General features: G+C 36.3%; 11 protein-coding genes. 1 reads left to right on the forward strand and 10 read right to left on the reverse strand.

Annotated features, from left to right (window positions below; genetic code table 11):
* Nucleotides 1-469 precede the first annotated feature (469 nt).
* From ACN6MX_RS14605 to ACN6MX_RS14645, 9 genes are all read right to left on the reverse strand, one after another.
* Entirely contained in the window at nucleotides 470-2782 is a 2313-nt protein-coding gene (locus ACN6MX_RS14605) for a carbohydrate-binding domain-containing protein (protein ID WP_419959589.1), read from the reverse strand.
* A gap of 53 nt (nucleotides 2783-2835) precedes the next feature.
* Nucleotides 2836-3522, reverse strand: a complete 687-nt coding sequence (locus ACN6MX_RS14610; protein ID WP_419959590.1) for a DUF4956 domain-containing protein — start codon at nucleotides 3520-3522, stop codon at nucleotides 2836-2838.
* A 16-nt stretch (nucleotides 3523-3538) separates the two neighbouring features.
* On the reverse strand, nucleotides 3539-4240 hold the full coding sequence (locus tag ACN6MX_RS14615; protein WP_419959591.1) for a polyphosphate polymerase domain-containing protein: 702 nt from the start codon (nucleotides 4238-4240) through the stop codon (nucleotides 3539-3541).
* A gap of 241 nt (nucleotides 4241-4481) precedes the next feature.
* Nucleotides 4482-5507: an anti-sigma factor gene (locus tag ACN6MX_RS14620; protein WP_419959592.1), complete on the reverse strand. Its 1026-nt coding sequence runs from the start codon at nucleotides 5505-5507 to the stop codon at nucleotides 4482-4484.
* Nucleotides 5491-6045, reverse strand: coding sequence for a sigma-70 family RNA polymerase sigma factor (locus ACN6MX_RS14625; RefSeq protein ID WP_419959593.1), 555 nt, complete (start codon nucleotides 6043-6045; stop codon nucleotides 5491-5493). The genes ACN6MX_RS14620 and ACN6MX_RS14625 overlap by 17 nt, the downstream gene beginning before the upstream one ends.
* Before the next feature lie 381 nt (nucleotides 6046-6426).
* Complete coding sequence (locus ACN6MX_RS14630) at nucleotides 6427-7206, reverse strand: enoyl-CoA hydratase (RefSeq protein ID WP_419959594.1); 780 nt, start codon at nucleotides 7204-7206, stop codon at nucleotides 6427-6429.
* A 1052-nt stretch (nucleotides 7207-8258) separates the two neighbouring features.
* A complete protein-coding gene (locus ACN6MX_RS14635) occupies nucleotides 8259-8603 on the reverse strand; it encodes a YlbF family regulator (protein WP_090570206.1) in 345 nt (114 codons plus the stop codon).
* Nucleotides 8604-8622: 19 nt separating this feature from the next.
* On the reverse strand, nucleotides 8623-9765 hold the full coding sequence (locus ACN6MX_RS14640; RefSeq protein ID WP_419959595.1) for a DUF445 domain-containing protein: 1143 nt from the start codon (nucleotides 9763-9765) through the stop codon (nucleotides 8623-8625).
* A gap of 66 nt (nucleotides 9766-9831) precedes the next feature.
* The gene (locus ACN6MX_RS14645) at nucleotides 9832-10221 is read right to left on the reverse strand and encodes a ferritin-like domain-containing protein (protein WP_419959596.1); all 390 of its coding nucleotides are present in this window, start codon (nucleotides 10219-10221) and stop codon (nucleotides 9832-9834) included.
* Between the two features lie 72 nt (nucleotides 10222-10293).
* Here ACN6MX_RS14645 and ACN6MX_RS14650 point away from each other — a divergent pair, with 72 nt between their 5' ends.
* A complete protein-coding gene (locus ACN6MX_RS14650; protein WP_419959597.1) occupies nucleotides 10294-10497 on the forward strand; it encodes a YheE family protein in 204 nt (67 codons plus the stop codon).
* Between the two features lie 51 nt (nucleotides 10498-10548).
* On the opposite strand, the gene ACN6MX_RS14655 is transcribed toward ACN6MX_RS14650, so the two are convergent.
* The gene (locus ACN6MX_RS14655) at nucleotides 10549-11796 is read right to left on the reverse strand and encodes an MFS transporter (RefSeq protein ID WP_419959598.1); all 1248 of its coding nucleotides are present in this window, start codon (nucleotides 11794-11796) and stop codon (nucleotides 10549-10551) included.
* Between the last annotated feature and the right edge of the window lie 134 nt (nucleotides 11797-11930).

Below are 11930 nucleotides of genomic sequence, written 5' to 3' on the forward strand. Positions count from 1 at the left end.
ACTAGTATAAAAGAAAATCTGCTTTCTCAAACTATTATTGGATAATCTCACTTCTAATTCAAAAGCAATGACAAATAATATTATCACTCTCTATAATTTGACCAACTTTATCATCTAAGCAATAGACTACGCTATATCTTTTGCCTGTGTACTTCACACTATTCTGATTGTAGTGAAAGGTGGCTTCTCCAACAGGGTGAAGGAGGTCAACAGGATGTTGGTCACGAAGGCTTTGCCACAAGAGGTGGTGCGTTCTTAGCCATCGTTCCTTTGTCTCCACCTGAAACGGAAATCAGCTGTCCTATTCATTCTTTCAAGCACTATAAACCCAGTGTTCATGAAATACTCCTATAAACTTACTTACTTTAAAAAACAGCCCCTGCATCGATATTGTCGACTTTGGAGGCTGTTTTCTTATGGAAGTCTACATTAGTTGATAAAAATTAATCGGAGTTGGAATTACATTGAACTATTTGTTTGAAGCATCCTTTGTTGGTTCTGGTTGTTGCTGCTCTTTACCTCTACCAAAAGCACCTCCACCTTGCATATTACCTCTCATTCCACCACCCATCATAGACGAACCTTCTTCTGTCACTCCACTACTATTTAAATAAGTCATGGCTGTTGTGGCTGAATAGGTCACACTAGCTGTTGGAGCTTTTGTCTTTGCATTCGTATAGAACCCATCAACAGCTTCACCTGTTAAAGTACCTCCATGACTTAGAGTTGACTCTGCATTTAGTTCTAAATCTGGAGAACTAATGACAATCATTTGAAACATTTTTTCCGGTGCCACTGTAATAATTTGTTCACCTTTCGCATTTGTCACAGTAACAGGCGTGTTAGCTTCAAGTGTTTCATCAAAGGTCATCATAATCGTATTTTGTGTAGATCCATCAGATACCCCTAATGCCATTCCCGTACTACCAGAGGCTATTAGAGTTCCACCTTCTATTATAAATGTTCCATCATAATCTAGCGTACCATTCATACTCTCCGTTGGACCATAAACGATAGCGGTACCGCCCGTCATCATAATATTCGTATTAGAGTCTAATCCATCTCCATCTGCATCTACGTATAAATATCCTCCAGAAATCGTAAGCTGGCCATCCTCGATTGTAGCATCAGCTTGTTCTATTTCCTCCGCTCCTGTTGTGGTTGACGTTTGATTGAAAGCCCCAAACATTTCATTCATATCACTGCCACCATTTACATTGACACCATCATCTGCTGCTTTAAGATGAATGGTACCATCCGAAATCTCAATATTAGTACCTTCAATACCCTCTAAGCTTTTTAAAATTGTAATATCACCACCAGCTATGAATACATTCCCATCGGCATGTATTCCATCATCGCCTGTTGAAAGGGTTTCTTCTCCACCTTGGATAGTTAAATCTCCATTACTATGCAGTGCATCTTCCGCTGTATCAATGGTGAACTTACCACCTACAATATTTAATTTTGTTCCTGCTTTTATACCCTTTTGACTTGTGGTCTCAACAATTGAAGTATTGGCGTTATTATCTCCTTCTGTATTTCTTTCTACTGGAGCTTGTGATTCTGTATTTTGCTGTTCTTCTGGAGGAGTCTGTTGTTCAGCACTTGCTCCTGGCAATTGTCCGTCTTTGGGTAATTCTCTACCGTCGGGAATTTGACGGTTCATTTCACCACCACCTTGTGGCATCAGAGATTCTAAAGTTGTTGTTAAATACTCGCGAATTTCAGCTGTTGTCATGCCTTCAATTTCTGTTGAAATATCTATTGGGAAATTCATACGTTCCATATTCTCAACAAATGCTTCTATTTCATCCTCTGTCATTGAACTGAAATCCATCCCCATTCCGGGATTCATTTCTGGCATTCCGCCTGGACCATTTCCTCCTCCCATACCAGACTCAGTAGAAGTAACAACTTCCGGACTCCCCTCTCCAGTTTTAATAGAATACTCCCCATCAATTACTATAATTTCATTTTCAGCTTGTATACCATCCCCCTGGGCTACCACTGTTAAATAACCACTTTCGAGCACAATATTCCCTCGATCGGCATCCTCATCATTTGATGATTTTACACCATCGCCATCAGCGATTATATTAACCGTAGCATCAGACATTGCAAATACATCGCGACCGACCATACCATCATCCTTTGCCCTTACATTAATAGCCCCACCTGTAATTATCAAATCATCACGGCTCGTTATGCCGTCTTTGTACTGACCATTAACTGTCAATACCCCAGTACCATTAATGACTAAGTCATCCTTACTAAAAATAGTTGCCCCAACTTCTTGATTTGCTTCGTCTTCATAAACATAAGATGTTGCATCTGTTAGGTTATTTTCCGTTCCTTTTTCAAGTGAGATAATCGTTTTATCTGATTGCTCGATATCAATTGCTGCAGTAGTAGATGAAGTAATCTCTACACCATTTAGGATTAAGCGTACATTTCCAGTATCTTCTGTATCTACTTTAATTTGTCCATCAGAGATGGTTCCCTCCAGTACATAAGTACCTGATGTGTGAATCTCTACATTTTGCCCATTTATAATAACACCACCAGAGCCGTCAAAAGTTGTTGCCTCATCATTTAAAGTAATTTTTGTAAATACATCACCTTCCCATGCAGAATAGAAATCTTCTGAATCATAATCTACATATTGAGAAACTAGTGCTTCCGTATCCAGTGATGATGTGTCTGTACTACTCTTTTCATTACAACCGCCAGCAATTAAAATTGCCGACAATATTAATGGTATTGCAATTTTCTTATTCATATTATTACCTCCTGTAGAAATAAAGGTCTGTAAAATTACAGACCTTTTTCAACTTATGCTGTAAAGTTACCATCGTAACTTAGCATTACTGCTGAAGACACACCTTTTACTTGTGAAATATCTGAAACAATTTTTGTATCATTTTCTTTCACACGTACTTCATAAGTTACTTCCGTTTCATAGTCTAAAATATGGGACTTGGATTTTAAAGCATATTTCTTCGTTGAATTTCTTAAAAGTTGGTCGATAGCATCTGCTGCATCACCATTAGCGAATTTCACAACTAATAAATACGGATTTTCTATTACAATTTTATTTGCAAATACGATATTGACTAAACTGATTAAGATTGTGCCGACGATTCCCAATATTATAAAACCCGCACCACATAAGATACCTACAATTATTGACCAAAATAAGTAGACTAAATCCATTGGATCCTTAATCGGCGTGCGGAAACGAACGATGGATAACGCTCCAACCATACCAAGTGATAAGAGAACATTTTGACTGATCCCCATTATTACTAGCGATGTTGCCATCGTCATAATCATCAGCGAGATATTAAATGTATGGGAATAAATTACACCATTAAACGTTTTCTTATAAACTATATAAATAACTACTCCAAGTAGGAATGCCGAAATAAGACCTATTAGTGAATCCGTTAAAGAAAACGAAGCTGTTTTTTCTATAAAACTCGATTTGAAAATATCTGTAAAAGTTGTTGAAGTTGCCATGTTAATTCCTCCTAATTTATATATACATACGACTTAATTGATACTTGGAATACGCTTCATGTTTCGTATTAATACCTTGAAGCATCATTTTCACAACATCCGGTAAGTACTCGTCAAACTTTACTTCTAAAATGACCTCTGTCGGATCAAGTACATCGACCATTGGTAAATGCTTGTTGAACATATCCGTATTTCGCAAACTCGTCTGCACCTTACTATCAAACGTCACTCTTACGTTTCCATACAGATGAACGTAAGCCTCTCTCTCATAATCTACTACTGCTATTGGCTTTAATAAGCTCATTTTCATTTCTAAGTACAAGTCACGAATTAACGAGCGATCATCATTTTCCATCCATGAAATATCACCGATACGAATTTTTTCAAATTCTGACCGAGTCATATTACACTTAGATTTAAATGTTAAATTATTGCGTTTACTTTTCCTTTCAAGATTAATAATCTGATCACTTTTTCCATAAATACGGACACGGTATTTATCTCTAGTTAAATATCCTTCCTTTTTTTCGTTCATTACTTTGTTTTCAAAGTTATCGAAGTAACACGACCGAATTAAATATTTTTCTGTTGGACCAGCATGTGTATCTAAACGCATCACATATTTTAGTTTGTTTTTTAATAACATATAATCTAAATATGTGATGCCGTATTTCAGTTCTTGTCTACCCTTCGGATTAAATGATGTTTGAATTGGCATGATTACACTCCTTTTTTGTTCAATTGGCTTTGGAAAAGATCAACTAACTTGCTGATAAACCTACTTTAACTGCTAAATAAGTCAGCAATATGTCAAGTAAATATTTTGTAAATTTTTTATTAATAGTATTAAATACAACTGTTGACTTAGTATTTCTAGTTGTTTGAACTTCTCATGACGATACTTAATTGAAAAATTTAAAAGGGACTTTAACCGTTGACGACGGCTAAGTCCCTTTTCGTTATTCTTCCTCCCAGTTCCAATATGTGATTTCACCTAATTGAACACTATGAATTTCATTCAATTCTTTTAGCTTTAATAATTCTTTTACTGGACCAGTGACGACTGCTCCATAAGCTTGGAACCCTTCTTCGGTAAGGTAATCGTATCTTTCCTGTAAATAATCTGTTCCTAGCAAAGTTTCAGCAAGCCTTTTATTTTTGTCTAGCATCATGTTCATATTTTCAAGCATCGCATGTTCACTTGTTTCTACCGTTGAGCTATCCAATATACTTATTAATGAACCTCCATTAAAATCAGGATTTGCAAGTCTTGCCCCTGATAATCCCCACGGTTTGCCTAAAGATATCGAATCACCACCACTACCCCAACTACCTTCTGTGTATTGCTTTAGCTCTCCCATATATATGGGCATCCAAGTGATATCTAAATCGTATAACGATAGGAGCTGCACAACATCTGAGGGAGAATAATATTCATCTGTAGAAAATGCCAACTCTGCGACATTACCTTCGTGAATCTTCTCCAGCTTACTCCAAACATCTGGAGTTTCACTTCCCATTAGTTTGCTACTAGTTCCAGGGTTATAAGGTAAATAAAAATTAAATCCTCCTTCTGAAGAATTGTTGTATGTGTTGCTTTTCTCTATTTCTAAATATGAAAATGAAGTAATAAATGTTTTTCTCAAATTTAATTGGGAAACCACATAATCCTCTTTTCCGATTCTTTTAATGAGCGGAAACTCTATTTTCTGTGTCAAAAATGGAGTAATCTCATTCGAAGTACTTGAAGATATACCCACAGTTATTCCTGGATTTGTCCAATCAACCGCTAATTCTTGATAAAACTCTGTTTTTTCTCCAATACTGCTCGCGTAATAGAGCATAGACAGTGAAATCATATAAACTACATATATAATGAAAATAACAACTAACACACGAATTATTTTAAAGGTTAATCTTAATGAAAAACGATTCTTATGTTTAGCTAAAATTTCATCCGCTTTTTTTTCATTCCATATCATCATTAACACCTCTTTCGAAATCTTTTCCTAATCGCTCTGAGAGCAGTTTAAATCGTTGTCTCGCCCGGTATAAATGTACTTTTACTTGATCTAAAGAAATATCAAGCATATTGGCTAACTCACCATAGGAAAACTGTTCATATTCACGCAAATAAAGAATAGTGCGGTAATTTTCAGGTAAGAGAGCCATTATATCTTGAACTTCACTAGTCATTTCCTTAGCATCTAGTACCTCTTCAGGTATTCCATATGGACTTACGATATCAGATGTATTAGATAAATAGTCATAGAATGGAACCCACTTCCATCGTTGTCTTTTTCGCCACTCATCCATATATGTATTTCTAGCTACTTTAAACAGCCAGCTCTTCACTTGCCCATCCTCATACAGGTCCAGTGATAACGTTGCCCTATAAAATGTTTCCTGCACCAATTCTTCTGCCATCATGTCTGAACCTGTTAGCTTTAATAAATAAAAATAAAGAGGCATGGCGAAAGTTAAATAAACTATTTCTAATTCGTCCTGCCTGTCTTTCTTCAACTTTTCGCCTCCTCTCTAAGCTAAAACGTCCCACTATGTATATTGTTACAGTCTAAATTAAATTGTTTTATAAATATAGAATTATTTGGATAGGAAATTCGTTAAAAATAGATTATTTATTTGTATATATTAGATATATACAACCTATAAATTTTAAAGATTCTGTTCAACATTGCTGTTGATTTTCTCCAAAATAATAAGCGTATTCGAAATTTAATCGAATACGCTCATTTTTTATTTCTATTCCAATTTATTTGAGTCTCCATTCATATTGAATATCAGGTAAATTTTCTTCATTCTCATGCCCTTTATCTATTATTTCAAATTCATGAATCCAGTATTCATAGGACATTTTCATAATCAACTGAGTGAACTTTTTCCTTATCTTCCCTTAAATTCGGGTTTTCGCTTATCGACGAAAGCCTTAATACCTTCTAAATGATCTTCAGTTTTTCGCATCGCGGATTGTGTAACAGCTTCTCTTTCTAAAACTGATTGTAATTCGTTAAGTTTCGTTGCGTGTAAGATTTCTTTTGAAGCAATAATGGCAGCAACTGGTGATTGGATTAACTTTTGTGCATAGGATGCTGCAGTTGCAGATCCTAAACCATCTGAAGCAACTTCATCCACAAGTCCGATTTTTTGTGCTTCTATCCCAGAGAAAAGTTGTCCACTCCACATAAGCTGTTTCGCTTTTGGAATACCCACTCTTTCTTTTAGGAAGAAATGGCCCCCTCCATCTGGAACTAAACCAATTCCGATAAAATTCATGGCAAGCTTGCTATTTTCTTCCGCTATGATAATATCGCAGCCTAATACTATACTAAACCCTAACCCAGCGGCTGCCCCGTGTACAGATGCAATAGTAATCTGTGGTAGCGTATATAAAGTTTTCGCAATTCGAGTAAGGTAGGTCATCGCTTCGTCAATATCAAAAGGATTTTCTTTATCTAACATCGCTTTAATATCTCCACCAGCAGAAAATGCGCGTCCCTCACCTTTAATAACTAACACTTGAATAGATGTATCTGATTGAAGAGATTCCAGGCTTTCTGCTAGCTCTCTCATCATCACTCCATTCATCGAGTTCATTGCTTCTGGACGATTCAATGTTAAAGTCGCAATACGACCTTCTTTTTCTAACAATAAAGTATTATACATATACATTCCCCTTTGTAAGTGAATAGTCATTCATTCTCCTATTAGATTCGCCATGATAATATTAAAATCCTGCTTAAAAGGTATTTTCATTAAACTTCTCGCGCGCTCCGTGAAGAACCTCCACTATGAATATGATACTTTTAACCATTTACTTGCGTTGGTATGTCAGTTACTCGCCTTCAAGATGTTTTTACTTGCCCATCTCTGTTATTAACTTGCTCTCTTCCCTGTTTACTTGCACTCGATATTCTAATACTTGAGAAAAGGAATATTTACCCATATCGTTCTTTGACGTACCCGTAGAAATAAGAAAAACCGAGCAAAAAGACGCCCGGTCCTTATAGTTCAAAACCTGTTTCTAACGTTTTCGAAGGGCTCTGGACAGACTTATTGCTTAGTATTACCGAATGTTTTTTTAGAGATGCTGGTCGTGACGTTAGTCACGACCAGCATCTCTTTTCTCGGTAATCTTATGGCGTTCGTCTGTCCGTCGCCCTCCTATAACTTTTAGAAACAGGTTAGTTCATTTTTAGGTAACTAAAGAAAAGCTACTTTCTTATTCATAGAGTAAGCTCTCGAAGATGCAATTTCGTTCGCTATTCACTTCTTTCTAGTGCAAACACTTACTATTTCTCTTTATTTCCACTAGTGTAAAAGAAAACCTGCTTTCTTCCTCTATCATTGGTTCATCGCATTTCTAATGCTAAAGCGATTACAAATAATTTGATCACTCTCTAAAATTTGACCAATCTTATCATCTAAGCGATAAGCTATGCTAAATTTTCTAGTGGAGTACTACACACTGATTGATTGTAGTGAAAGGTGGCGACTCCGGCGGGATGAGTGAGACAGATGAGCTATCACATCGACGCGTTAGCGACGGTGATAGCTCATCGCTCCCCCCGCGGAAAGCGTCCACCTGAAACGGAAATCATAGTATTATTCATTTTTAAAAGCACCGAAAACCCAGTGTTCACGGGACATTTTTATATACTTTCTTATCTTTCAAAAAAAAACCTTTCCTAATCGGAAAAGTTCTTTTCATTTCTTTCTTAGATACCTTCATAAAGTTCTTGAACAGGCTTGATCAATACGCGATTTACTTCTTCAATTAGTTGGCTCAAAGCCATTTCCGCTTGAAGCATGTGGAATATCTTTTCGTTTCCTTGCGCTAACTGAGCTGTTTTTTGTGCATACTCAATCTCTTCCCCAGAAATTTCTTCCCCATTCATTTGCTTCTCTTGTAAAGATAATTGAACCTTACGGAAGCTTTGGAATAAAGCTAGAGCCTCTTCATCAGCTTTTACAGATTCTACTGCTGTCTGTACATTGGAGAACTCGTCTGTTTGGCGTAATGTTTTTTCTAGTTTGTTAATGTCATCATAAATATTAATCATATTAGTAAGCTCCTTTAGTTTAAGTAGTGAAGAATACGATTAATCCTTGGATAATACCGATAAGTCCTCCAAGAACACCACCTAAGATGGTAATCATTTTGAACTCTCTCTTCGAAATACCAAGAACAATTTCCTCTAAGCGAGATACTGGGAAAGCATCTACTTGCTCTTTTACCATATCTTCTAATTTCATTTTACGCAATACTTCTTCTAGCTTTTCTTCTGCTTCCTCGAATGCAAAAGTCGTCACTTTTGGTATAAGGTACGTCTCAGTCCATTCAGTTGCTCCTGGGAAATAATGAAGGAAGCCATAATTTAATTTTTCTTCGATTGCCAGTTGTTCTGTTAAATATACTTTAACGTTTTTAACTATAGGTTCAAAATCAAAGCCGTCCATCATTTCATTTAGCGGACGATCCTTTAATTTCTCCCATTCGCTTCGCACGATTTTTTCTAGCATATTTTTCGTTCCAGGCGCTCTAAGGAATTTTAATATTTCTGGTTGAACTTTTCCAGCTAGTGATGAAGATTCACCCATGAACATTTGAATCATATTGCCAAGCGTCCCTTTTGTAGAAAGGAAATCATCAATAAGATTTTTTACCGTCATTCTACCTTCTTCTGACTCGAAGAAATCTTCACCTTTGAGTAGAATATAAGAAACGATTTCTCCAACTTTGGTATCTGCTTTTTGCTGCCAATCAATTGGCGCAAGCTGACGTATAGTTTCTTGTTCAAATCTAGCTTTTAATTGATAAAATTGAACATCCACTTGTTCTTCTATTTTACCATTTACAATAGATGGAACGTTTTCAAGTCCAGCAAGTTTTAACCAATCTTTTATCGTTTTGTCCGAATGGAAGATTTTATCGTTCAGTTGCTCCGTAAGGAAGTGATTTGCTTTAATTTTCATTTCTTCGTTGAAATATTTTTTCTTAAAGATATCGGGCGTCAACAAATGCTGGATAACAGTATTTCCTAATTGTATTGCCAGTTCATCACGTCTTTTAGGGATTAAACCTGGAGTGAACGGGACGCGCCATGAGCCTATATATTTTGCCTCATGGGGCCTGAATAGCATTTTAATAGCTAAGTGATTAGTCACTGCTCCGATTGCTGCTCCAACAATTGCCATGAATGTGATTGTCCATATAAAATCCATCAATTTCACCTTTTTCCTCTAGCTTCTAGATTATTATAGCAGAGGATGGGCAAACACTAAAAGAATTTACAATAAATGCAGAATAGTTGTTAGACGAATTGCATGCTCGGTCTCATCATGCATCGCAACAAATAAAGGGGCATATGCTTGTTGGATTGGTATTTGTAAAACCATGTCTTTATAAAGCTCCGCAGATTCTAATTCATTCCTAATCGCATCTTTTAAGCATTCCTTCAAGTCTGTACATAAAATTGGTTCCGGAAAGCTTTGTACAAATGTACCAGTCAGCATATAATAGAGTTGCTGGAACATTTCATAATGGCTTTTTTCATCCTCATAAATATGTTCGATAAAACCTTGAAAATATGGATCATCCGTCAATTTATACATAGAACGATAAAAATGATAATCTTGATATTCATTAAGTATGGCTTGCCTTAATTGCTCATTAAACAATTCGATGCTCCTTCACTAATCATTTATATTAGTGTATGCGAACAAATTCACTCACATGAAAGGTTGATATCCTTGCTACAACACTTTAGCTTCAAACCACTCTATGAAAACAAACAACTTCCAGGTTGGTCCGTTTCTTTCTTTTATAAACAACAAAGATACACTGCAGAATATGAACCAGATGGTACGATAAAATGGCTCGGTGAAACACCAGCTGATGAAGAAATAGTGAAAAAAATGATACATGAACTCATGCTTTTTCATGTGTATGATTGAGTTGTCTCTGAGCAAGAAGTATTCACAGTTGTTCTTGTTCTAATTATTTTTTCATTTTTTCTTACGCCCAAACAATATATAAAAATAGGTAGATGCAATAATATATAGAATTCCAGTAATCGTAAATGTATAGGCATATCCCCAGTAAAAGCCAAATGTCATGACAAGCCCCGTCGAAATAGCTCCAGTACTTGCCCATCCCACATTAAAAACCATTTGATTTACTGAATTGGCAAGCCCCTTATATTTATCCTGCACCAAGTCCATTGCAATTGCACTTTGAATGGGGTTCCCAGCATTCATTAAAGCCTGGCGCATTAAAAACGCAATTGAAGCGATGATTAAAGAGTTGGTATAACCAGTGATGAATAAAAATGGAATCGACAGCAGCTGAAAAATAACTAATGCCTTTACTTTCCCTACCCTTTTCACAAGGGCAGGTCCAAGTAACATTGCCACTGCTGTCATCGCAGATCCGAGTGACAGGATAAGTCCAATATAAGTGTTCGATGCATCGAATCGATTTGAAAAGTATAAATTTAAGTAAGGAATAACAAGCCCTGAACCTGTTCCGATCAATAGGTTCGCAATTCCAAATAACAAGATAACCTTCAGATTTTTTCGGAATCCACTTGGTGCATTTCCTTCTAATTCCTCTGTATGTTCATCAGCATTCAGCTTTATTTTTATAGGTTTTAGTTGAAATAAAGGAATTATTCCAACCGCAAAAATAATCGCTCCAATAATTAGTACGTACATAATAGAATCTACTGTAGAAATATTTCCTATTATATGAAGAGCATCTGCTAATACTCCTCCGCCAAGACTCCCAACAACACTTGCAATGGTCATCATTGAAAAATGAATACTAAAAAGATGCATTCGTTCGCTGGCTTTCGAGTTTTCCGCGAGAAAAGGAACACCAGATACTTGCACTAATGCCATAAACAAACCAGTAAAGAATGCAGCATAAATTAGCGATTGTTCACCTGTAACTAAACTCCTGTAAAAAAGGGTACCAGCAGCAACAAAAGCACCCGTAATTATGGTTCCTTTTCTTCCTAGCCGATCACTTAGATATCCTGCCGGAACTAACATAATGGCAGAAGCAAGAGATGTCATAGAGATGATCTTACCGTTCAGTGTTTCAGGAAACCCAAGCTCTTTTATATATAGATTGTACATAACTGTAAATACACCCATCCCTACTTGAATGAGTATATTTGCGAGCATGAACATTTTTATATTTCTGTTGAAGGAAGTTATGCTCTTTTTCCAATTTGCAAACCAATAAATCATCGTGTACCTCTTCTTTTTTATTTCGGTACTCTAAATATACGATTTTCGTTAGAAAGTTTCAATCTAAAATTTACTTTCGCGGGCGGATAAATGGTCTGCTTGGGCGGGTGGCTCTGATTCTCGGGGGGATAGCC

Source organism: Psychrobacillus sp. BM2 (assembly GCF_048572895.1).
In the GTDB taxonomy this organism is placed as follows: domain Bacteria; phylum Bacillota; class Bacilli; order Bacillales_A; family Planococcaceae; genus Psychrobacillus.

Bases quoted from the DNA above. Each gene is read 5' to 3' on its own strand.
- ACN6MX_RS14610 (WP_419959590.1), bottom strand. From the start codon at position 3,522: ATGGCAACTTCAACAACTTTTACAGATATTTTCAAATCGAGTTTTATA.
- ACN6MX_RS14615 (WP_419959591.1), bottom strand. From the start codon at position 4,240: ATGCCAATTCAAACATCATTTAATCCGAAGGGTAGACAAGAACTGAAA.
- ACN6MX_RS14640 (WP_419959595.1), bottom strand. From the start codon at position 9,765: ATGGATTTTATATGGACAATCACATTCATGGCAATTGTTGGAGCAGCA.
- ACN6MX_RS14630 (WP_419959594.1), bottom strand. From the start codon at position 7,206: ATGTATAATACTTTATTGTTAGAAAAAGAAGGTCGTATTGCGACTTTA.
- ACN6MX_RS14620 (WP_419959592.1), bottom strand. From the start codon at position 5,507: ATGATGATATGGAATGAAAAAAAAGCGGATGAAATTTTAGCTAAACAT.
- ACN6MX_RS14605 (WP_419959589.1), bottom strand. From the start codon at position 2,782: ATGAATAAGAAAATTGCAATACCATTAATATTGTCGGCAATTTTAATT.
- ACN6MX_RS14655 (WP_419959598.1), bottom strand. From the start codon at position 11,796: ATGATTTATTGGTTTGCAAATTGGAAAAAGAGCATAACTTCCTTCAAC.
- ACN6MX_RS14635 (WP_090570206.1), bottom strand. From the start codon at position 8,603: ATGATTAATATTTATGATGACATTAACAAACTAGAAAAAACATTACGC.